This window comes from Pseudofrankia inefficax (assembly GCF_000166135.1).
GTDB classification, from domain to species: domain Bacteria; phylum Actinomycetota; class Actinomycetes; order Frankiales; family Frankiaceae; genus Pseudofrankia; species Pseudofrankia inefficax.
In genome coordinates this window covers 6,213,528-6,235,238 of the sequence record NC_014666.1, presented here as the reverse complement: position 1 = coordinate 6,235,238, position 21,711 = coordinate 6,213,528, and the positions used below count along the sequence as shown (strand labels likewise).

The 21,711-nt window shown below is 73.0% G+C and carries 18 protein-coding genes; 11 read left to right on the top strand and 7 right to left on the bottom strand.

Features of this window, described 5'->3' with window-relative positions; genetic code table 11:
• Positions 1-5: 5 nt before the first annotated feature.
• Entirely contained in the window at positions 6-1,001 is a 996-nt protein-coding gene (locus FRAEUI1C_RS25140; RefSeq protein ID WP_013426173.1) for an enoyl-CoA hydratase/isomerase family protein, read from the bottom strand.
• Between the two features lie 280 nt (positions 1,002-1,281).
• Here FRAEUI1C_RS25140 and FRAEUI1C_RS25135 point away from each other — a divergent pair, with 280 nt between their 5' ends.
• The 7 genes from FRAEUI1C_RS25135 to FRAEUI1C_RS25105 all read left to right on the top strand — a co-directional run bounded on the left by FRAEUI1C_RS25135 (position 1,282) and on the right by FRAEUI1C_RS25105 (position 9,913).
• Positions 1,282-2,106 (top strand): enoyl-CoA hydratase, encoded by an 825-nt coding sequence (locus FRAEUI1C_RS25135; protein ID WP_013426172.1) that lies wholly within the window; start codon positions 1,282-1,284, stop codon positions 2,104-2,106.
• Positions 2,107-2,116: 10 nt separating this feature from the next.
• Entirely contained in the window at positions 2,117-3,652 is a 1,536-nt protein-coding gene (locus tag FRAEUI1C_RS25130) for an AMP-binding protein (RefSeq protein ID WP_013426171.1), read from the top strand.
• A gap of 91 nt (positions 3,653-3,743) precedes the next feature.
• Positions 3,744-4,550 (top strand): enoyl-CoA hydratase/isomerase family protein, encoded by an 807-nt coding sequence (locus tag FRAEUI1C_RS25125; protein ID WP_013426170.1) that lies wholly within the window; start codon positions 3,744-3,746, stop codon positions 4,548-4,550.
• 2 nt (positions 4,551-4,552) lie between these two features.
• Complete coding sequence (locus tag FRAEUI1C_RS25120) at positions 4,553-6,193, top strand: class I adenylate-forming enzyme family protein (protein ID WP_013426169.1); 1,641 nt, start codon at positions 4,553-4,555, stop codon at positions 6,191-6,193.
• Positions 6,180-7,859: a class I adenylate-forming enzyme family protein gene (locus FRAEUI1C_RS25115; protein WP_013426168.1), complete on the top strand. Its 1,680-nt coding sequence runs from the start codon at positions 6,180-6,182 to the stop codon at positions 7,857-7,859. The genes FRAEUI1C_RS25120 and FRAEUI1C_RS25115 overlap by 14 nt, the downstream gene beginning before the upstream one ends.
• On the top strand, positions 7,856-8,686 hold the full coding sequence (locus FRAEUI1C_RS25110; RefSeq protein ID WP_013426167.1) for an amidohydrolase family protein: 831 nt from the start codon (positions 7,856-7,858) through the stop codon (positions 8,684-8,686). The genes FRAEUI1C_RS25115 and FRAEUI1C_RS25110 overlap by 4 nt, the downstream gene beginning before the upstream one ends.
• 84 nt (positions 8,687-8,770) lie before the next feature.
• Complete coding sequence (locus FRAEUI1C_RS25105) at positions 8,771-9,913, top strand: acyl-CoA dehydrogenase family protein (protein WP_013426166.1); 1,143 nt, start codon at positions 8,771-8,773, stop codon at positions 9,911-9,913.
• Between the two features lie 201 nt (positions 9,914-10,114).
• Here the strand turns inward: FRAEUI1C_RS25105 and FRAEUI1C_RS25100 are convergent, their stop codons facing one another.
• Positions 10,115-11,425: an acyl-CoA dehydrogenase family protein gene (locus tag FRAEUI1C_RS25100; RefSeq protein ID WP_013426165.1), complete on the bottom strand. Its 1,311-nt coding sequence runs from the start codon at positions 11,423-11,425 to the stop codon at positions 10,115-10,117.
• Positions 11,426-11,516: 91 nt separating this feature from the next.
• Between FRAEUI1C_RS25100 and FRAEUI1C_RS25095 the strand changes: the two genes are divergently transcribed.
• The gene (locus FRAEUI1C_RS25095) at positions 11,517-12,311 is read left to right on the top strand and encodes an enoyl-CoA hydratase/isomerase family protein (RefSeq protein ID WP_013426164.1); all 795 of its coding nucleotides are present in this window, start codon (positions 11,517-11,519) and stop codon (positions 12,309-12,311) included.
• A 55-nt stretch (positions 12,312-12,366) separates the two neighbouring features.
• Here FRAEUI1C_RS25095 and FRAEUI1C_RS25090 read toward each other — a convergent pair whose 3' ends face one another.
• The 4 genes from FRAEUI1C_RS25090 to FRAEUI1C_RS25075 all read right to left on the bottom strand — a co-directional run bounded on the left by FRAEUI1C_RS25090 (position 12,367) and on the right by FRAEUI1C_RS25075 (position 17,198).
• Positions 12,367-14,091 carry an AMP-binding protein gene (locus FRAEUI1C_RS25090; RefSeq protein WP_013426163.1) on the bottom strand — a complete coding sequence of 575 codons (1,725 nt, stop codon included), beginning with the start codon at positions 14,089-14,091 and terminating at the stop codon, positions 12,367-12,369.
• An 82-nt stretch (positions 14,092-14,173) separates the two neighbouring features.
• Positions 14,174-14,977, bottom strand: coding sequence for an enoyl-CoA hydratase/isomerase family protein (locus tag FRAEUI1C_RS25085; protein WP_013426162.1), 804 nt, complete (start codon positions 14,975-14,977; stop codon positions 14,174-14,176).
• A gap of 76 nt (positions 14,978-15,053) precedes the next feature.
• Complete coding sequence (locus tag FRAEUI1C_RS25080) at positions 15,054-16,292, bottom strand: amidohydrolase family protein (RefSeq protein ID WP_049807253.1); 1,239 nt, start codon at positions 16,290-16,292, stop codon at positions 15,054-15,056.
• A gap of 129 nt (positions 16,293-16,421) precedes the next feature.
• The gene (locus tag FRAEUI1C_RS25075) at positions 16,422-17,198 is read right to left on the bottom strand and encodes a FadR/GntR family transcriptional regulator (protein WP_013426160.1); all 777 of its coding nucleotides are present in this window, start codon (positions 17,196-17,198) and stop codon (positions 16,422-16,424) included.
• Between the two features lie 165 nt (positions 17,199-17,363).
• On the opposite strand from FRAEUI1C_RS25075, the gene FRAEUI1C_RS25070 reads away from it, so the two are divergent.
• The 3 genes from FRAEUI1C_RS25070 (at position 17,364) to FRAEUI1C_RS25060 (ending at position 20,423) form a co-directional block, all read left to right on the top strand.
• Positions 17,364-18,488 (top strand): NAD(P)-dependent alcohol dehydrogenase, encoded by a 1,125-nt coding sequence (locus FRAEUI1C_RS25070; protein WP_013426159.1) that lies wholly within the window; start codon positions 17,364-17,366, stop codon positions 18,486-18,488.
• Positions 18,489-18,601: 113 nt separating this feature from the next.
• Positions 18,602-19,390 (top strand): alpha/beta fold hydrolase, encoded by a 789-nt coding sequence (locus tag FRAEUI1C_RS25065; RefSeq protein ID WP_013426158.1) that lies wholly within the window; start codon positions 18,602-18,604, stop codon positions 19,388-19,390.
• A gap of 52 nt (positions 19,391-19,442) precedes the next feature.
• Positions 19,443-20,423 (top strand): zinc-dependent alcohol dehydrogenase, encoded by a 981-nt coding sequence (locus FRAEUI1C_RS25060; RefSeq protein WP_013426157.1) that lies wholly within the window; start codon positions 19,443-19,445, stop codon positions 20,421-20,423.
• A gap of 15 nt (positions 20,424-20,438) precedes the next feature.
• Here FRAEUI1C_RS25060 and FRAEUI1C_RS25055 read toward each other — a convergent pair whose 3' ends face one another.
• The gene (locus tag FRAEUI1C_RS25055) at positions 20,439-21,587 is read right to left on the bottom strand and encodes an EAL domain-containing protein (protein WP_013426156.1); all 1,149 of its coding nucleotides are present in this window, start codon (positions 21,585-21,587) and stop codon (positions 20,439-20,441) included.
• Between the last annotated feature and the right edge of the window lie 124 nt (positions 21,588-21,711).

Genomic DNA, 21,711 nt, shown 5'->3' with positions numbered 1-21,711 from the left:
AGGCCTCAGCCGGTGGGTGCTCCGAACGTCGGCTCCCGGCCCTCGGGCGCCCGGCTCCCGGGGACCTGGCTTTCGGGGGCCTGGCCGTTGGGGGTGGTGAAGAGTGGTTCGTCGGTGATGTCGAAGTGGGCGTCGCGGAGTTGGAAGGCTTTCCTGGTGCCGTGTTGGGCGCGGGTTTTGACGAAGTTGAATTCGTCGTCTTCGAAGCGGAGGTTGGTGCCGTAGGCGTGGATGAGGTAGCTGGTGGTTTCTTCGCCTTGGTAGGCCTGGAGTTGTTCGACGAGGCGGAAGGCTTCTTTGGCGATGGTGATGCCGTCGGCGGGCATCTTCGCGGTTTTGCGGGCCCAGTACTCGGCTCGGGCGGTGACGCTGCCGTCGTCGACGACCTCGGTGAAGACGCCGAGGTGGGCGAGGTCGCCCGCGGTGATGATGTCGCCGGTGAGCAGGAGGCGTCGGGCGGTGACGGGCCCGAGGCGGTGAAAGAACATGTGCAGCGATCCGAGCGCCGGGCCGAGGAAGCGTGTGGCGGGCATGCCGACCTGGGTGCTCGCGCCGACGACGGCGATGTCGGCCATGAGGGCGAGTTCGAAGCCGCCGCCGAGTGCGTAGCCGTTCACCTCGGCGACGGTGACCTTGGGGTAGCCGAGGAACTGGTGGTAGAAGTCGAAGGTCCGGCGGTCCACGGCGAGGCGGCGGCGTTGGCTGGGGCGTCGGGTGCGCGCGGCTTTGTCGTCGGGGTTGGTTTTGGCGTCGTTGCCGTACCAGGCGTAGGCGTTGCCCATGTCGGCGCCGGTGGAGAAGACGCCGTCGCTGCCGCGCAGGATGACGACCTTGATGGTGTCGTCGTCGGCGAGGGCGTCGAGGTGGGTGGCGAGCTGGTCGCGCATCGCGGGGTCGTAGGCGTTGCGCCGCGCCGGGTTGTCGAGGGTGAGCCGGGCGATGCCGCGGGACTCGTCACGCTCCAGCAGCACGCGGCCGTCCCGCGCCTGTCCTTGACCCATCGCAGGTTCTCCTCGTCGCCGCCGCCACCCGGAAGGATGCCCCGCCGGCACCCCATCGTATATATCTAGACATTAGTGGGGTCGCTGGCTAGCATCGCCGCAGTGCGAAGCGCTCAGGGGTGACGCGCGGTGGCGTGCCGGCCTCGACCGGCCGCCGGCGCGGCGTCGCGGCCAGCACCTGCTCCTCACACGGCGCGCGGACCTCTGACCGCTTGCGCGACGTTGTCCCCATCGGCGTCAATCGAGACAACGCCGTGCTCGACAGTCCTGGAGGCCGGTCGTGACGAAGACGTTCATCGACTACGAGGTCAGCGACGCGGTCGCGACCATCACTTTGGACCGGCCGGAGGCAGCCAACGCCCAGACGTTGGAGCTGCTCGACGAGCTGGACGCCGCGTGGCGGCGGGCCGCCGACGACCCCGAGGTCCGGGTCATCATCCTGCAGGCCAACGGCAGGCACTTCTCCGCCGGCCACGACATCAAGGGTGTCGGCGGCGAGTCGAACGGGGCGCCGCCGAAGTGGACGCTGGAGGGGATCTACGAGATCGAGTCTCGTCGGTTCCTGGAGTACAGCCTGCGGTGGCGCAACGTGCCGAAGCCGTCGATCGCCGCCGTCCAGGGCGTGTGCATCTCCGGCGGCCTGCTGCTCGCCTGGCCCTGTGACCTGATCATCGCCGCGGACAACGCCACGTTCTCCGACCCGGTCGTGAACATGGGCATCGGCGGTGTCGAGTACCACGGCCACACCTGGGAGATGGGCCCGCGCAAGGCCAAGGAGCTGCTGTTCACCGGCCGCAAGATGGACGCCTACGAGGCGGAGCGCGTCGGCATGGTCAACCGGGTCGTCCCGCTGGCGGACCTGCGCGAGGCGACCAGGGCGCTCGCGGCCGAGATCGCGACCAAGCATCCGTTCGCGCTGCGCCAGGCCAAGCGGGCCGTCAACCAGACGCTCGACGTGCAGGGCTTCTACGCGGCGGTCCAGTCGGTCTTCGACATCCACCAGACCGGCCACGGCCACGCGCTGTCCGAGAGCGGCATGCCGATCCTCATGCTGCTCGACGGCATGAAGGAGCAGCTCGCGAAGCCCTCCTCCAACGGTCGCTGACGGCGGCCCCGTGGAAGAGACAGTGGGGACGCAGCTCGAGCATCCGAAGTGGTTCGCCGCCGTGGCGCCGGACCGGCCCGCGGTGATCGCCGGGGACGTCACGGTCACCTACGCGCAGCTGGAGGCGCGGTCGAACCGGCTCGCGCACGCGCTGCGCGCGGCCGGACTGGGCGTCGGCGCCAACATCGCGGTGCTGATGGAGAACCGGGCCGAGTACTTCGAGATCACCTGGGCGGGGCTGCGGGCCGGCCTGCTGGTCACGCCGATCAACTGGCACCTGTCCGGCGCCGAGGCCCGCTACATCGTCGAGGACTGCGGCGCCGACGCGCTGATCGCCTCCGCGTCCTGCGCCGACGTGGTGGCCGAGCTGGCCGGCGCCGGCCCGAAGATCCGGCTGTCCGTCGGCGGGCCGATCGAGGGGTTCGAGCCGTACGAGCAGGTCGCCGCCGGCTACCCGTCGACACCGATCGACGACGAGGCGGACGGCGCCTGGATGTTCTACTCGTCGGGCACCACCGGCCGTCCCAAGGGCATCAAGCCGCCCGAGGTCGGTGGCCCGCTGGGCACGCCGATGGGGTTCACGGCGATGGTCCGGTTCCTGTTCGGCGGCGACGAGAACACCCGCTACCTGAGCCCCGCTCCGCTCTACCACGCGGCGCCGTCGGGCTGGACCAACGCCATGCACCGGATCGGCGCGACGGTCGTGCTGACCGAGCGGTTCGAGCCCGTCGACTTCCTCGAGACGATCGAGCGCCACCGGGTCACGATGGCCCAGGTCGTCCCGACCCACCTCGTCCGGCTGCTGAAGCTCCCCGAGCAGGAGCGGGCCCGCCACGACCTGTCCAGCCTGAAGACGCTCGTCCACGCCGCGGCGCCGTGCCCGGTCGACGTCAAGCGGGCGGTGCTGGAGTGGCTCGGCCCGATCGTCTACGAGTACTACGCCGGCAGTGAGGGCGTCGGCTTCTGCTTCATCGGGCCCGAGGAGTGGCTGGCCCACCCGGGCTCCGTCGGCCGCTCGATGCAGGGCAAGGTCCACATCGTGGACGAGGCGGGCGAGGAGCTGCCGGCCGGCGCCGACGGCCGGGTCTTCTTCGAGGCCGCGCGCCGCTTTGAATACCACGGCGATGCCGAGAAGACTGCCTCGGTGTTCGACGACCGTGGCTGGGCCACCTACGGCGAGATCGGCCATGTCGACGCCGACGGGTACCTCTACCTGACCGACCGCGCCACCAACATGATCGTCTCGGGTGGCGTCAACATCTACCCGCGCGAGCTGGAGGACGTCCTGGTCCGCCATCCGCGGGTCGCGGACGTCGTCGTCATCGGCGTCCCCGACGCGGAGATGGGCGAGTCGGTGCGGGCGGTCGTGCAGCCCGCGAGCCCCCCGGCCGACCCGGCGGCGCTGGAGACCGAGCTCATCGCCTACGCCCGCGAGCACCTCGCCCGGTTCAAGGCGCCGCGCTCGGTCCGGTTCCTCGACGAGTTCCCGCGCCTGCCCACCGGCAAGGTCGCCCGCCGCCTGCTGCCGCCCGACGTACTGGCGTGACCAGGCCCGGTCCTGGGGCGCCGTCCGGCGCGGGCGCCAATACATCTAGATATTTTAGGGCCGCCTCGATACCATCGCCGTGGTGAACGACATGGATTCCGCCACGGCCGCTGGCATCGTCGTCGAACGCGACGGCGGCGTGCTGCGGATCGGCCTCAACCGCCCGGAACGCCGCAACGCGCTCGCCCCCGCCACGGTCCGCCTGCTGATCGCCACCCTCGAGGACGCGGCGGTCGACGACGGGCTGCGGGTCGTCGTGCTGTCCAGCCTCGGGCCGGACTTCTGCTCCGGCGCCGACTGGGTCGCGTCGAACACCAAGGGCGGCGAGCGGCCGCGGACGGGCAGCGTGCAACGGCGCACGGCCCTGCAGGCCCACCGGCTCGTCCAGCTGATCACCGAGCTCCAGCTGCCCGTCGTCTGCGCGGTGCGCGGGCACGCGGCCGGGCTCGGGTTCCAGCTGGCGCTGGCGGCGGACTTCACCGTCGCCGCCGAGACCAGCCGCTTCTGGGAGCCGTTCCTGGCCCGGGGCTTCAGCCCGGACAGCGGCGCCACCTGGCTGCTGCCCCGGCTGGTCGGCATCGCGCGGGCGAAGGAGCTGCTCATCCTGGGGCGCAGGCTGTCCGGCCGGGAGGCCGCCGACTGGGGGCTGATCTACCGGGCGGTGCCCGACGCCGACCTCGACGACGCGACCACCGACCTGGTCACCGAGCTCGGCCAGGCCGCGACCGTCGCGGTCGGGCTGACCAAGCGGTCGGTCAACCGGGGCCTGGAGCTGGGGCTCGCCGAGACGATGGAGCAGGAGGCCTACGCGTTGGAGCTGTCGTCCCGCACCGGCGACTTCCGGGAGGGGCTCGCGGCCTTCCAGGAGCGGCGCGAGCCCAAGTTCGGCGGCCGCTGATCATGATCTCCACGACGATCGAGGCCGAGGACGGCTTACCGCTGACGGTCGCTGCCCTGCTGCGCGAGCGGGCCGCCCAGTACGGCCCGCGGGTGCTGCTGGCGTCCGACGACGACGTCCTCACCTACGCCGAGGCCGACCGGCGCTCGCGGGAGCTGGCCCGGGGCCTGCTGGCCCTTGGCGTCGCCCGGGGGACCCACGTCGGGCTGCTGTTCCCGAACGGGAGCGACTTCGTCGTCGGCTGGCTGGCCGCGGCCCGGGTCGGCGCGGTGACCGTCCCGCTGAGCACGTTCTCGACCAGCGCGGAGCTGCGTGGGCTGTTGTCCAACGCGGACGTCGGGGTGCTGCTGGCGGCGCGCGGCTTCCGCGGCCACGACTACGTCGCCGCGCTCGGCTCGGCCGCCGGCGAGCTTGACCTCCAGGGAGAAGGGCCGCTGCTGGCCGCGTCGATGCCGGTGCTGCGGCACGTGTTCTTCGCCGAAGGCGCGGGCGCCGACGACGGCCGGGTCGGGCCGGGCCGGACCCTCGCCGCGCTCGCGCGCCACGGCGACACGGTGGACGACGACCTCGTGCTGGCGGTCGAGGAGTCGCTCGCGCCGAGCGACCGGATGGTCATCGTCCACACGTCCGGGTCGACGAGCGCGCCGAAGGGCGTGATCCACACCCAGGGCGCGCTGATCCGGCATCTGGCGAACCTGAACGAGATCCGCCGCTACACCCCCGAGGAGTCGCTCTTCTCGAACTCGCCGTTCTTCTGGGTCGGCGGCTTCGCCTACGCGCTGCTCGGCACACTGGTGGCCGGTGCCCGGCTGGTGTGCTCGAACGCGTCGAATCCGGCGGGTGTGCTCGACGTGCTCGAACGGGAGCGCCCGACGATGGTGAACGGCTACGCCCAGTCGGTGGCGGGCCTGCCGAACGACCCGACCTTCGCCCGCCGGGACCTGTCCTCGATCCGCCGCGGCAACCTGTACTCGATCATGCCGGCCGACGTCCGGCCCGCCGACCCGCTGCGGCGCCACCAGATGCTCGGGATGACCGAGGCTGGCAGCGTCTGCCTGGTCAGCGCGGACGAGGGCGACCAGCCGGAGCGGCGCCGCGGCTCGTTCGGGCCGCCCGCGCCGGGCCTGGAGGCCCGGGTCGTCGACACGGACGGTTCCGCCTGCGCCGTCGGCGCGGTGGGGGAGCTGTGGCTGCGGGGCCCGTTCCTGATGGAGGGCTACTACGGCAGGGAACGTCACGAGGTGTTCGACGCCGACGGGTGGTTCCACACCGGAGACCTGTTCGCGGTCGACGACGAGGGCTTCTACTACTTCCACGGCCGGCGTGGCGACATGATCAAGACCGGCGGCGCGAACGTGTCGCCGAGCGAGGTCGAGGCGGTGATCCGCGACGTCGCGGGGCTCACCGCGCACGTCGTCGGCCTGGAGGACCCGGCGCGTGGGCAGATCGTCGCGGCGGCGGTCCGGGTGCCGTCCGGCCGGGGTGTCGACGCCGACGAGCTGCGCGGTCAGCTCGCCGCGCGGCTGTCCTCCTACAAGGTGCCGCGCAGGTTCGTCCTGCTCGCCGACGACGAGGTGCCGACGATGTCCAGCGGCAAGATCGACATGCCCGCCCTCAAGGAGCTGCTGCGTGCCGCCCGCTGAGCCCGCGGCGCCGACGATCCGGGAACCGCTGACGCCCCCGGGACCGCTGACGATCCCGGAAGCGCTGACGATCCCGGGCCTGCTCGCGGTCCGGCGGCGCGAGGACGCCGACCTGCGGGCGCTGGTCGGCGACGACGACGCCGTCACCTACCGGGAGCTCGACGACGCGAGCCGGGCGCTCGCGGCCCGGCTGGTGGCCGCCGGCGTCGGCAAGGGCAGCCGGGTCGGCCTGGTGATGCCGAACGGCGTGGGCTGGGCGGTGCACGCGCTCGCCGTGACCAGGCTCGGCGCGGTGCTCGTCCCGCTGTCGACGCTGCTGCGCCCGCCGGAGCTGGTCGCGCAGCTGCGCGCCGCGGCCGTCACCGAGCTGGTCGTGGTGCCGGCCTTCCGCGGCCGTGACTACCGCGCCGAGCTGGACGCCGAGGTGCCGGGCCTGACCGAACGCCTGCGCGCGGGCGGCCGGCAGCCGGCCGTGCCGTCGCTGCGCGCGGTCTGGACCCCGGACGAACTGCCCGCGGCCGCCGCCCCGGCCGAGCTGGTCGACGCGCTCGAACGGGTGGTCAGGCCGGCCGACGACCTCGTCGTCCTGTTCACCTCGGGCAGCTCGGGCGGGCCGAAGGGCGTGCTGCACACCCACGGCAACGCGTTGCGCGCCGTCGCCAGCAGCCTGGACGCCCGGCGCGTCGGCCCTGGTGAGCGGCTCTACATCCCGATGCCGTTCTTCTGGACCGGCGGGTTCGGGGCCGGGCTGCTCTCCGTGCTCGTCGCCGGCGCCACGCTGCTCACCGAGGCGGAGCCGGAGCCCGGGCGCACGCTGCGCTTCCTCGAACGGGAGCGGGTCACGCTGTTCCGCGGCTGGCCCGACCAGGCGGCCCGGCTCGCGGCGCACCCCGACTTCCCGACCGTCGACCTGTCCTCGCTGCGGCCGGGCAGCCTCGGCGCGATCCTGCCCGCGGCGGCGCGACCCGCCGCGGGGGCGCGGGCGAACCTGTTCGGGATGACCGAGTCGTTCGGCCCGTACTGCGGCTCCCGGCTCGACACCGACCTGCCCGCGGGCAAGCACGGCAGCTGCGGCCAGCCCTTCGCGGGCGTCGAGGTCCGCGTCGTCGACCCGGCCACCGGCGAGCCGCTGCCGCCCGGTGCCGAGGGCGAGATCCGGCTGCGCGGGCCGCACCTGATGCGCGGCATCTGCGGGCGCCACCGGGCGAACGTGTTCGACCGCGACGGCTTCTACCCGACCGCCGACGCCGGGGTGCTCGATGCCGAGGGCTACCTCTGGTACCGGGGCCGGCTGGACGACATGTTCAAGGTCAGCGGCGCGACCGTGTACCCGCTGGAGGTCGAGACGGCGCTGCGCGGCCTGGCCGGGGTGCGCGAGGCGTTCGTCACCGACGTCGCGGACGAGGCCGGCGACCGCCACGTCGCCGCCCTGGTCGTCGTGACGCCCGGCGCCACGGACGGTTCTGAGGCGATGGCCGGACCTGATGGCCTGGCCGAGCAGGCCAGGTCGCGGCTGAGCAGCTTCAAGGTCCCGACCCGCTGGCTCGTGGTGACCGACCCGGCCGCCGTGCCACGACTGGCCAGCGGCAAGGCCGACGTCGGCGCGCTGCGCCGGCTCCTGCGGGAGCAGGGTGTCGTCAGATCCCGGAAGGTGAGGCCGGCGTGAAGGCCATCGACTGCCTGGTCAACGTCCACCTCGGCGACGACAAGCAGCCGGAGTGGATGGTGCGCGTCAAGGAGGACTACTTCAAGGGTGGCGCCTCCTTCTTCCACAGCCCCGAGCTGCCCGAGCTGATCGACGCGATGGACGCCGCCGGGGTCGAGCGGGCGATCCTGGTCTCGCGGGCCAACAAGGGGCCGGACCGGGCCGCGCGCTACGCCGAGCAGCGCCCCGACCGGTTCGCCCTCGCCATCGGCACCTTCAACCTGCTGCGCCCGATGAAGGCCCTGCGCACGCTGGAGTCGTACGTCCGGGACTACCCCGTCGCGACGGCCACCGTCGGGCCGAGCTTCTGGGGCGACGGGATGTACCCGCCCACCGACGCCGTCTACTACCCGCTCTACACGAAGTGCTGCGAGCTCGACCTGCCGCTGTGCATGAACACCGGCCTGCCCGGGCCGCCGATCCCCGGCGAGGTCCAGAACCCGATCTACCTCGACCGGGTCTGCTACCGGTTCCCCGAGCTGAAGCTCTGCATGATCCATGGGGCCGACCCCTGGTGGGACACCGCGATCCGGCTGATGCTCAAGTACAGGAACCTGCGGCTGATGACCTCGGCCTGGTCGCCCAAGCGGCTGCCCGCCTCGCTGCTGCACTACATGTCGACCCGGGGCCGGGACAAAATCATCTTCGCCTCCGACCACCCGGTGCTCTCGTTCGAGCGCTGCCTTGCCGAGGCGGCCAACCTCGGCCTCACCGACGAGGTCCGCCAGGCCTGGCTCCACGACAACGCCATGTCGTTCTTCTTCGCCGACCGCGCCAAGGCCGAGTGACCCGCCGCGGCCGAAACATCTAGATATAACCTACGAGGCGACGGCTCGCCGGGCTGGGCGCGCGTGACGAGAAGGGCGATGGGGATGGCCGAGAAGCCGTTTGCCTTTACCGAGGAGCAGCGGGAGCTGCGCCGGACCGTACGCGCGTTCCTGGAGCAGGCCGCCCCGGAGCCCGAGGTACGCCGCCTGATGGAGACCCCGGAGGGCTACGACCCCGCGGTCTGGGCGCAGCTGGCCGGCGAGCTGGACCTGGTGGGTCTCGTGATCCCGGAGGAGCTGGGCGGCGCCGGCGCCACGTTCGTCGAGGTGGCGATCGTCGCCGAGGAGATGGGGCGACGCCTGCTGTGCGCGCCGTACCTGTCCACGGCGGTGCTGGCGGTCGGGACGCTGCTGCGCTCCGGGGATGCCGGGGCGCAGAAGGCCTGGCTGCCCGGCATCGCGGCCGGCGAGACCATCGCGACGCTGGCCTTCGCCGAGGAGAACGGCCGCTGGGACGTCAGCGGCATCACCGCCGTAGCGGCGCGGTCGGGCGACGGCTGGACGCTGACCGGCACCAAGTCCTACGTGCTCGACGGCCACACGGCCGACCTGCTGCTGGTCGCCGCGCGCGGTGCGGCCGGCGTGTCCCTGTTCGCCGTCCCCGGCGACGCCCCGGGCCTGACCCGCCTGCCTTTGGCGACGCTGGACCAGACCCGCCGGCTGGCCAGGGTCGAGCTCGCCGGCGTGCCGGCCACCCTGGTCGGCGAGGACGGCGCCGGCTGGCCGGTGATCGAGCACGTGCTGAACCTCGCGGCCGTGGCGCTGGCCGCCGAGCAGGCCGGCGGCGCCGAGGTCGCCCTGGACATGGCGGTCCAGTACGCCAAGGACCGGGTCCAGTTCGGCCGCCAGATCGGCAGCTTCCAGGCGGTGAAGCACCGCTGCGCCGACATGCTGCTGGAGGTGGAGTCGGCCCGGTCGGCCGCCTACTACGCGGCCTGGTGCGCCGCAGGGACCACGGCGGGCGACGAGAGCGCGGATGAGCTGGCCAAGATCGCCGCGGTCGCGAAGGCGTACTGCTCGGAGGCCTACACCCAGGTCGCCGCCGACAACATCCAGGTCCACGGCGGCATCGGCTTCACCTGGGAGCACTCGGCCCACCTGTACTTCCGCCGGGCCAAGTCCGACGAGCTGCTCTTCGGCGATCCGGCGGCCTGGCGCGACCGTTTGGCCACCAGCATCGGCGTGTAGCCGCGGTCCCGCCGCCGAGCGGCATCCCCCTCGCCGGCCTCGCCGGTGTCATCGAGACCGGCGCGAGGCCAAGCTCACGCGCCACCAGCCTGGCGCCAGTGATCGCCGTTTCGGCCCTCGCGTGGTCACGATTGGACCGGCGCGGCGACCACCGGAGGGCCGAAACAGCGATCAAGGCCCGGGTTCTCCGCCTGGCCGGCGCTAGCCGGCCGGCGGGGCGTCGTCCCGGGTGGCGCGGCCGCGTAGGACCTCGCGGTAGGGGCGGCCGCGGTCGGGGCTGGGGTCGCGGGGGAGGCCGAGGACGCGCTCGGCCGCGATGTTGCGCTGGATCTCGTCGGTGCCGCCGTAGATCGAGGAGGCCCGGGCGAACAGGAACGCGTTGCTGAACTTGCCCTCGTCCGCCGCGTCCGCCCCGGCGAGCAGGCCGCCCGCCTCGAGGATGTCCAGGCCGATCTCGGCGGCGAGCTTGGTGATCCGGGTCTGGGCGATCTTGCCGGTGCTGGCGATGGCCGTGCCGGCGGCGGCGTCGCCCGCGGCGGTCTCGGCCTTGGCGCGGGCCGCGTTCCACTGGCCGATCTGCTGGTAGGAGTACAGGCGCGCCAGCTTCTGGCGGATGGCCGGGTCGCCGGCCCGGCCGTGCTCCTTGGCCAGTTCCACCAGGTCGGCGAGGGTGACGGTGAGGCCCTCGGGCGCACGCAGCTTCGCGGCGTCACCGGCCTTCAGCCCGAGGATCCCGCCGTTCGGGCCGGGCGTGGGGAATCCCGCGTGCGCCCCGCCGGCGCCGATCCCGGTCCGCTCGAAGTGCAGCGTCGTGTTCGCGGCCATCCAGCCGTTGCCCTCGCCGCCGACCAGGTCCTCGTCCAGGACGATCGCGTCGTCGAAGAAGACCTCGTTGAAGACGGCGTCGCCGGTCATCTCCCGCAGCGGGCGGATCGTGACGCCCGGCTGGTCGAGCTTGAACGCGAACCAGGAGATGCCGGCGTGCTTGGGAACGTCGAAGTTGGTCCTGGCCAGCAGCATGCCGTAGTCGGCCTCGCGCGCCCCGCTGCTCCAGACCTTCTGGCCGTTGATCACCCACCGGTCGCCGTCGCGCTCGGCCCGGGTGGTGAGCCCGGCCAGGTCGGACCCGGCGCCCGGCTCGGAGAACAGCTGGCACCAGCCGCTGCGGCCCTCCAGGATCGGCGGCACGTGCCGGGCGATCTGCTCCGGCGTTCCCAGCGTGAGGATGGTCGGCGCGGCCATCAGCAGGCCGAGGCCGCCGGGTGGCTGCAGAGCGCCGAAGGCGGCGAACGCGGACCGCACCGTCTTGCCGGTCCGCTGCGGCAGGCCTCGGCCGCCCTGCTCCGGGGTGAGATGCGGCGCCGACCAGCCGGCCGCCGCGACGATCCGCCACCACTGCTCGACCGACAGCTCGGGGTCCCAGTGCTCGCGCAGCCAGGCCGTGACCTCCGCCCGCAGGTCGAACCCGAGGTCCGCCTCGCCCGCGGCGCTGCCGGAGAAAGCCGTGCTCATCGGCGCCACCCCTTGCACGTGATCTTTGAAATATCTAGATACTAAGAGGACGCCCTCGATACTAGCGCCAGGGCCGAACAGAGGAGGCTCGATGGCGGCGACGCTCGTTGAACGCCAGGACGGTCTGGTCACCGTCACGTTCAACCGCCCGGAGAAGAAGAACGCGCTGAACGCCGAGAGCTGGGCCGACCTCGACCGGGTGCTGACCGAGGTCACCACGAACCCGGACGACCGCGCGCTGGTGCTGACCGGCGCGGGCGGGAACTTCTCCTCCGGCGCCGACCTGTCCGGCAGCAGCGACGCGACCAGCGGGCTGACCGGCCGCGGCCGCCAGGCGATCCTGCACGAGATGCGGGTCGTCGGCGACATCATCAACCGGCTGCACCGCCTGCCCAAGCCGACGCTGGCCGTGGTCGACGGTGTCTGCGTCGGGGTGGCCCTCGGGATCGCGCTGGCCTGCGACCTGGTCCTGGCCAGCGACCGGGCCCGGTTCTGCGAGGTGTTCGCCCGCCGAGGCCTCGCGCTCGACGGCGGTACGTCCTGGACGCTGCCCCGCCACGTCGGCCTGCGCCGGGCCAAGCAGCTCGCGTTCTTCGGCGACATCCTCGGCGCCGACGACGCGCTGGCCTGGGGCCTGATCAACGAGGTCGTGCCGGCCGACGAACTGCCCAAGGTCGCCGGGGCCTGGGGCCGCCGGCTCGCGGACGGGCCGACCACCACGCTCAGCCTGATCAAGCGCCAGCTTGACGCCGCCGGCTCGCTCACCTTCGAGCAGGCCCTGGAGGACGAGGCGCGCTCTCAGCACATCGCCTACACCACCAAGGACATGGCCGAGGGCATCCGCTCGTTCCTGGAGCGCCGCGAGCCCCGCTTCACCGGCCGCTGAGGCCGGGTGTCGGGCCCCGGCGGTTTCCACGCCGCCCGGGGCCCGACGGCGCTGCTCAGGTGGCCGGCACGGCGTCCAGGGCGGCCTTTCTGGCCCAGGTGTAGTCGGCCTTGCCGGTGGCGTGGCGGCCGATCGTCTCGCACACCAGCACCGCGCGCGGCGCCTTGAACCGGGCGACGGACCGGGCCGCGTACTCACGGACCTCGGCGGGGGACAGCGCGGCCCCCGGGCGCAGCTGGACGAGGGCGACGACCTCCTGGCCGAACCGCTCGCTGGGCCGGCCGACGACCAGGGCGTCGAGGACGTCCGGGTGGCGGCGCAGCGCCTCCTCGACCTCCTCGACGAACACCTTCTCCCCGCCGGTGTTGACGACCATCGAGTCGCGGCCGAGCATGACGATCCGCCCGGAGCCGTCCGCCTCGTAGCGGGCCCGGTCGCCGGGGACGGTGATCCGCCGGCCGTCGACGATCGGGAAGGTCTGCACCGTCCGGTCCTCGTCGTCCAGGTAGCCGAGCGGGACCCGGCCGGTGCGGGCCGTCCAGCCGATCTCGGCCTCGTCGGTGCCCAGGAACCGCGAGCGGTCGGCGGACAGGACGGCCCCGCCCGGGCCGAGGGTGAACTGCCGGGTCTCGGAGCCCCGCGTCGAGGCGCCGAACGCCATGCCGCCGGTCTCCGACGCGCCGTAGCCGTCGACGATCGTCAGGTGCGGGACCAGCTCCAGGAACGCGTGCTTGAGAGCCGCGCTGGTCGTAGCCCCGCCGGTGCTCAGGCTCGTCAACGCGGCCAGGTCGTGGGACCTGGCCTGCAGCTCCTCCACGAGGGGACGGGCGTAGGCGTCGCCGACGATCGTCATCATGGTGACCCCCTCGCGGGCGGCGAGGGCGAGGATCGCGCCGGCGTCGAACGGGGTCTTGTCGTCGTGCAGCACGAGGGTGACCCCGAGGGCGAGGCCGGCGAACGCGGTCCACTGCGCGGCCCCGTGCATGAGCGGCGGCACGGCGAACCAGACGCCGCCGCGCGACCGCGGCCCGCCAGGACCGCCGGGCACGGCCACGAGGGCGGCGATCCGGTCCGCGGTGGCTCCCTCGAAGCCACCCATGGCGGCGACGTAGACATCACCCTGCCGCCACAGCACCCCCTTGGGCTTACCGGTGGTGCCGCCCGTGCAGACCAGGTAGAGGTCGTCGGGCGACGCCGTCGGCAGCGCGTCGACCTCGGCGTCGCTCACCCCGGCGAGCGCCTGCTCGTACGGGGTGGAGCCGGTGAGCGGCGCGACCCCCGAGCCGTCGTCGACGTCGAGCAGCACCCGGCCTTCCAACGAGGTGGCCGCGGCGAGCAGCGGGCCGAGCCTGCGGTGGTAGACGACCGCCTCGGCGCCGACGGCCGCCAGCAGGGCACCGACCTCGTCGGCGTTGTAGTGGTGGTTGACGTTGAACGGCACGGCCCTGGCCCGGTAGGCGCCGATCATCGCCTCGAGGTACTCGGGGCAGTTGGACAGCAGGATCGCGACCGGGCTCTGGCCGCACTCCCAGCGTTCCAGCTCGGCCCGTTCCTGGTGGGCGCCGAGACCCCGGCCGCGCAGGAAGGCGCCGAGGCGGCGGGTGCGGTCCCGGACCTCGGCGTAGGTGCGCCGGACGTCCTCCCAGACCAGCATCGTCCGGTCGGGCGCCGCGTCGGTGATCACGTCCAGCAGTGCCGGCAGGGACCAGTCCGTCGACGGGCCGGGCGGGGCCGCGGGCGCGTCGGCGGGCGTCGTCCTGGTCTGGCCGGGGGCGGTCACGCGGCGGCCCGGGCTAAGGCGGCTGGGCGGCGTGGGTCGATGGTTGCCGGGTCGGCCATGGTCATCTCCGTGCTCGCTGCGGTCACTGGCACTTCCACTCCGGCTGGCGCTTCTGGAGGAACGCCGCCGGGCCCTCCTTGGCGTCGTCGGTGCGCACGACCCGCTCGCGGAACGTCTCGGCCATGACCTCCGCCTCGTACATCGGCAGGTCCAGGCCCCGGCGGATCGCCAGGCGGGTGCCGCGCACGGCCAGCGGGGCGTTGCGGTTGACGATGGCCGCGATCTCCCGCGCCCGCTCCAGTAGCCGGTCGTGCTCGACGACCTCGGAGACCAGCCCCAGCTCGTAGGCGCGCTGGGCGGACATCCGCTCGTGGCGGCCCATCAGCGCCATCCGCAGCGCGACGGTGGTCGGCAGCGCCCGGGCCAGCCGGACGGTCTCGCGCCCCGCGACCAGCCCGATGCTCACGTGCGGGTCGAAGAACTCGGCCCGGTCCGAGGCGATCACGATGTCGCCGGTGGTGACGAGGTCCAGGCCGGCGCCGCAGCACAGCCCGTTGACGGCCGTCAGGATCGGCTTCGTCATCGACCGGAACGGCGGGGTGCCCTCCTGCGGCGCCTCCCACTGCGCGAACGTCGACAGGTACGGCTCGTCGTAGATCACCCGGCCGTCGGCGGGGATCTCGCCCACGTCGGCGCCCGCGCAGAACGCCCGGCCGTTGCCGGTCACCAGCAGGATCCACACGTCGTCGTCGGCCTCGGCGTCGGCGTACGCCTGGCGCAGCTCCCCGATCATGGCGGGGCTCAGCGCGTTGAGCCGGTCCGGCCGGTTGAAGGTGATCGTCGCGACGCGGTCGGCGACCTCGTACTGGATCGTCTGGAATCCCATACCGGGAACCTCCCGCTGTGAAGGGGTGGGGCTGCGCGGAACCGGCCGCGCGGAACCGTGCCGCCGGCTGGCGCGGTCAGGCCTTCCCGGCCGCCGGGGCCGACCGGGTCACGCCGAGCAGGTCGGCGAGGTTCGTTGACATGATCCGCTCGACGTCGGCCGGCGGAAGGTCGGTGATCCGGTCGAGGAACGACAGCGGCTCGGCCAGGCCCTCGGCGTGCGGGTAGTCCGAGCCGAAGCAGACCCGGTCGGTCCCCATCAGGCCGATCAGGCCGTCGAGCGAGTCCTCCCAGAACGGGTTGATCCACACGTTGCGCCGCAGCAGCTCCAACGGGTGGGTCTGGAACTCCTGCGGCATCTTCTTGTAGGTCAGCTCGAGGTTCTTCGCCAGCACGCCGACCCAGCTGCCCCCGTTCTCCACACTGACCAGGCGTACCCGGGGGAAGCGGTCGAGCATGCCGTGGCAGATCGCCGAGGCGAGCGTGTCCTGGATGCTGCGGCCACCGTCCGCCACGTAGGCGAAGGTCTTGGGCTTGAACGCGACGAACTCCCCGTCGCGGCCCTCCCAGGTGTTGAGGTACTCCTGGTAGCCGCTGTCGGAGGCGTGCAGGGCGACGATGACCCCGGACTCCTGCACCCGGGCCCAGAACGGGTCGAACTCGGGCAGGAAGGGGGAGCGCGGCCCGCGCGAGCCGGTGACCGGCGCCGGGCGCATCAGGACGACCTTCGCCCCGCGCCCGAGCACCGTCTCCAGCTCACGGATACCGGCCTCCGGTGTCGTCGGCGTGATGATCGGCGTGGCGAAGATGCGCCCCTGGTAGTCGTAGGTCCAGTCGTCGTGAAGCCACTCGTTGAACGCGTGGATGGCGACGTCGGTGAGCTTCGGGTCGTCGCGCAGCCGCTCCTCGATGAGGCTCGCCAGCGTCGGGAACATCAGGCAGGTGTCGAGGCCCTGCTCGTCCATCAGCGCCAGGCGGGCGGCGGGCTCGCGGAACGCCGGGACGGTCCGCATCGGCTTGCCGGCGAGCTCGCGCAGCGACTTCCCCTCGGTGTTCTCGCTGGCGTAGAAGGCCATGTGCGAGCCGGGCCGGGCCACCACCTCGAACGTCGGGTTCGGGATGTACTCGGTCAGCAGGCTGCGCACGACCAGCTTCTTGCGCCCGTTCAGCTCGACGAACCGGAACAGGTCCCGGTGCGCGGCCGGCAGGTGCCGGGTCAGCGCGTCCTCGGTCTCGTACAGGTGGTTGTCCACGTCGAACACCGGGAAGTCGGGCGCCGATGACCCCGCTTCCGGGGAGTCCACTGCAATGGTCATGATCGGCCACACCTCCGCCGCCAGCCGCCCGTGGTCCACCCGCGGGCGCCATCCCGTCGGTCCGCAATATATCTAGATTTATCGCGGAGCCGCTACGGGTTGCGCCGAGGTCCGGGGCCGGGGCGCCGCTCAGTAGTGCTGCATCAGGTCGATGACGGTCTTCGCGCGTTGCGCGACCAGCACCCGCCCGACGACCTTCATGTGCTCGGCCCAGTGGGTCTCGGCGGCGGCGGCGTCCCCTGCCTCGACGAGGGCGGCGAGCCGGGCCTGGGAGCGCAGGCCGCGGGCCCGGGTCGCCGCGGTGTCCCTGCCGTCGTCCGGCTGGCTGACGGCCGCGACCGCGCGGGCGACGATCTCGCTGAGCATCTCGGCGACGATGCTCAGGGTCTGGTTCCCGGCCAGCTCGACGAGCCGGGCGTGGAACGCGGAGTTGGCCCGGCCGAAGGCGTCGGGGTCGTCGATGACCTCCAGCTGCTCGGCGGTGAGCCGGCGCAGCTCGGCCGCCGCCGACCGGCGGGACCGGGACTGGGCGAGCAGCCGGGCGGCGACGGGCTCGATCAGCCCGCGGGCGTCGTAGACATCGGCCAGTGGCACGTTGCGCGCCTGCAGCAGCAGCGCCGCGGTGCGCGCGGTCATCCGGCCGTTGGGCTGGTGGACGACGATGCCGCCGAGCACACCGCGCTTGACGGTGATCAGGCCTTCCGCCTCCAGGATGCGCAGCGCCTCACGCAGCGACGGGCGGGAGACGCCGAACCGCTCGACGAGGTCGGGCTCGTGCCCGAGGGACTCGCCGTCGGCCAGCTCCCCGGTGACGATCAGCCGCCGGAGCTCGTCGGCGATCTGCTGCGGCTTCTCGCGAAGCCCGGGACGCTCGCCGCCGCGGGCTCCCTGGCGCTCGGCCACCATGCTCGACCCCTTCCCCATCGGCGGGAGCAAAACGATCAGTTGAGCGTACCGTCCGATGAGGGCCGCCTCGGCGCCAGCGGGCCGGACATGCCGACGGTCGGTGGCCCTCGGTGATTGAAACATATATATCTATGGAAAAGGGTTGGGATGAGCGGAGGTCGGTCGATGAAGATGACCGCGGCGGTGCTGCGCCGGGCTGACGGGCCGTACGTGCTGGAGGAGGTCGAGCTCGACCCGCCGGGGCCCGGCGAGCTGCTCGTCCGCGTGGTCGGCGCGGGCCTGTGCCACACGGACGTCGTGCCGCGTCAGGCCGCGTCGTTCTCGCCGCCCCCGATCATCACCGGGCACGAGGGCGCCGGGGTGGTCGAGGCCGTCGGCGCCGGCGTGGAGCGGGTGGTGGTCGGCGACCACGTCGTGCTGTCCTTCGACACCTGCGGCGAGTGCGCGAACTGCCGCGGCGGCCGTCCGCCCTACTGCGACCAGTTCCTGTTCCGCAACCTGCTGGGGCGCCGGGCCGACGGGACCACGGGGGTGCGGGACGCGGACGGCGGCGAGATCGCGTCCCGCTGGTTCGGCCAGTCCTCGTTCGCGACCCACTGTGTCGCGGCGGAGCGCAACGTCGTGGTGGTCGACAAGGACCTGCCGCTGGAGAAGCTGGGGCCACTCGGGTGCGGCATCCTGACCGGCGCCGGCTCGGTGCTGGTCCAGCTGGCCGTGCCGGCCGGCGCGAGCCTCGTCGTGTTCGGCGCGGGCGCGGTGGGCCTGGCCGCGATCATGGCGGCCAGGGCCGTCGGCGCGGCGACCATCATCGCCGTCGACCTGCACGCCCACCGGCTGGCGCTGGCGACCGAGCTGGGCGCCACCCACGTGCTCGACGGGGCCGCCGCGGACCTCGTCCAGCAGGTCCAGACGCTGACCGGCGGCGGGGCCGAGTTCAGCTTCGACACGACCGGCAACGTCACCGTCATCGGCAACGCGATCAGCGCGCTGCGCCAGGGCGGCCACTGCGGCCTGGTCGGCATCCAGACCGAGCCGCTCACCCTCGACCCGATCGCGCTCATCGGCAAGACCGTGTCCGGGATCCTGGAGGGCGGCGCCGACCCGCGGGTCGTCATCCCGCAGCTGATCGACTGGTGGCGGGCCGGTGAGTTCCCGTTCGACCAGCTGATCGAGACCTTCCCGCTCGACGAGATCAACGCCGCCGAGGAGGCCTCGCTGTCGGGCAAGGTCGTCAAGCCCGTGCTGCTCCCGCCCGCGCGGACGGCCCAGGCCGAGGGCCTTCCGGCGTAGCCGCGCCGACCGGGCCGGCGGCCTCGTCCACGCCCCGGCCCGGGGAGTGGACCTCTTGCGCGATGGGCTCCCGCTGCGGAAAGCTATAGATGTATCCAGCTTGAGGAGGCCCGGTGCCTTTCGCCGACGTGGGTGACGTCCGCCTGTTCTACACGGACGAGGGCGCGGGCGACCTCCCGCTGCTGCTCGTGCACGGCTACGCCGCCGACTCGCACGACTGGAGCTGGCAGCTCCCGTCGTTCGTCGCGTCGCGACGGGTGATCTCGGTCGACCTGCGCGGCCACGGCCGGTCCAGCGCGCCGCCCAAGGGCTATACGACCCGCCAGTTCGCCGAGGACCTCGCCGGCCTGCTCGACCAGCTCGGCGTCGGGCGGGTCGTCGCGATGGGCCACTCGATGGGCGGCAGCGTGGTCAGCGGCCTGGCCGTGGAGTACCCCGAACGCGTCGCGGGCATCGTCGCCGTCGACCCGGCCTACCTGTTCCCTGACGAGATCGCCGGTGGTATCCAGCCGATGCTGGACCTGATCGCCGACGCCGACCCGGTCCCGTTCGTCCAGCAGCTCGTGGGCGGCGGGATGGACTCCGCGGCCCGGCAGCCGGCGCTGCGGACCTGGCAGCTGCGCCGGATCGCGGGCATGGACGCGCACGTGCTGCGCCAGTCGCTGGAGGCGCAGACGTCCGGCATGGCGCTGCGCTCGCAGAGCGAGCCCTACCTGCGGCGGCGGCGCTGCCCGGTGCTGACCTTCTACGCGGACCCGGCGCGGGCCGCGACCGAGCGGGCCCTGTTCGACGACCCGCGCTCCCGGGTCGTGACCTGGGAGGGCGCGGGCCACTGGCTGCACCAGGAACGGCCGGCCGAGTTCAACGCGCTCGTCACGGCCTGGCTGACCTTAGTCGTATAAAGAATACGTTCTCGATTCGGTGGCCGTGCTCGGCGCGGCCTGAGGAGGCACTGTGCGCGCGGCGGTCACTGGTTCGGGCGGGCGTTTCGAGATCGTCACGGTGCCGGACCCGGCGCCCGGGCCCGGCGAGCTGCTGCTGCGGGTCGCGGCCTGCGGCCTGTGCGGCTCGGACGTCAAGGCGCGGGCCATGATGCCCGCGGGCACGGTGATGGGGCACGAGTTCGGCGGCGAGGTCGTCGCGGTCGGGGCCGGGGTGACCGGGTGGCGAACCGGCTCCCTGGCCGCGGTCCTGCCCGCGCTGTCCTGCGGCCAGTGCGAGTGGTGCCGGTCCGGGCACGTGGCCCACTGCGCGTCGGTCCGGCTGGTCGGCCTCGGCGGAAGCTCGGGCGGCTTCGCCGAGCTCGCGGTGGTGACCACCGCCGCGGCCGTCCCGCTGCCGGACGGGACCGACCCGCTGCACAGCGCCCTGGTCGAGCCGTTCGCGGTCGGCCTGCACACCGCGCGGACCGCCGGCATCAAGGCCGGCGACGACGTCCTCGTCGTGGGTGGGGGCAGCGTCGGGCTCACCACCGCCGCCTGGGCGGGGGCGCTCGGCGCGCACCGCGTCACCGTGGTCGACCCGGTGGCGTCGCGGCGTGAGGCCGCGACGTCGTTCGGCGCGACGGACGTCCTGGCCTCGTTGGGCGAGGCCACCCCGGCGTCCTACGACGTCGTCGCCGAGTGCGCCGGCAAGGCGACGCTGCTGGACGGCTGCGTCGCCGCGACCCGGGTGAAGGGCCGCATCGTCATCGCCGGGGTCTCCGTCGACTCGTCGCCCTTCTCGTCGCTGTCGGCGCTGATGAAGGAGGTCTCGATCGGCTTCGCCGTCTACTACACGCCCGAGGAGTTCCGGACCGTCGTCGCCGCGTTCGCCGACGGCACGCTCGACCCGTCGCTGCTGCTCGCCCGCCGGGTCCAGCTCGCGGACGTGGACGCGGCATTCGACGACCTGGTGGCCGCGAACGCCGGCGCGAAGATCCTGGTCGAGCCCTGAGGGGACGCCCCGCGCCTACCGGGAGGCGAGGGCCAGCCGGCGGGACGGCCTGGCCAGGTGGAAGCCCTGCGCGTAGCGGATGCCGACCCTGGACACGCGGTCGAGCTGCGCCGCGGTCTCGATGCCCTCGGCGATGACGGAGGCTCCGATCTCCTTGCTCAGCGTGACCACCGCGCGCGCGAGCACCTCGTACGCGGGGTCGACGTCGATCTTCGAGATCAGCGCCCGGTCGATCTTGACGTAGTCGGGCCGCAGCTCCAGCATCCGCTGCAGGCCGCAGTAGCCGGCCCCGAAGTCGTCCAGGGCGATCTGGATGCCCTGCCCGCGCAGCTCGTCGCGGATGACCCGGACCGAGGCGTAGTCGTCGATCCGGGCGTGCTCCGTCACCTCGACCGCCAGGTGCCCGGCGGGGACGGCCGCGAACAGCTCGTTGAGGCCGCGGGAGGCGATCACGGGCGGGGACGCGTTGACGGAGAGCACCGCGGGCGCGGGCAGGTCGGGAAGCACGCGCAGGGCGTTGCGGACGGCGGCCGTCTCCAGCTCGCGGCCGAGGCCGACCGTCTCCGCGTCGAAGAACCACCGCTCGGGGCCGCCGGAGCCGGCCGGGAACCGGGAGAGCGCCTCGACGACCGCGACGGAGCCGTCGACGACGTCGTAGACCGGCTGGTAGACGATGTCGGGGCCGCCCGCGTCGATCAGCAGGTGCACCCGCAGCCAGATCTGGTCCCGGGTCTGGGCCGTCGCGGGGCTCGGCCACAGGCAGTCGGCCAGGACGCCGGCGAGCAGGGCGAGGAACTTCGCGTCGCGCTCACGCGGGACGGGCATCGGGGACCGGCTGGCGCAGCCGAGCATCCCGTAGACCGAGCCGTTGCACAGCACCACCGGGGCGCCTGCATAGGCCCCCGCGCCGTTGCGGCTCGCCAGCTCCCGCACGTCCGGCCACGCGCACCGGTCGGCCGTCGCGACGACGAAGGGCCTGCGGTGGTGCATGGCGTCCCCGGTGGTGGTGCCGGGGGAGCAGTCCGCGAATCCGGGGACCAGGCCGGGAAGCGAGCCCTGGGCGTCGACCAGGTCGGTGACGAGACCGTGGTCCTGGGTCCGCCGGTCCAGCCAGGAGACCTCCATGCCGAGCCGGTGGCGCGCCGCGGCGAGCAGGCCCAGCACGCTTCGCTCCGTGTCCGAGCCTTCGGCGGGTCGCGGCGAGATATCAGGATCCATCGTCCTCATGCCCATTTCTCTCGCTTTGGGGCCCTGGGGCCGAGGCGGTCCATTCCTGAATTCCCGTGGA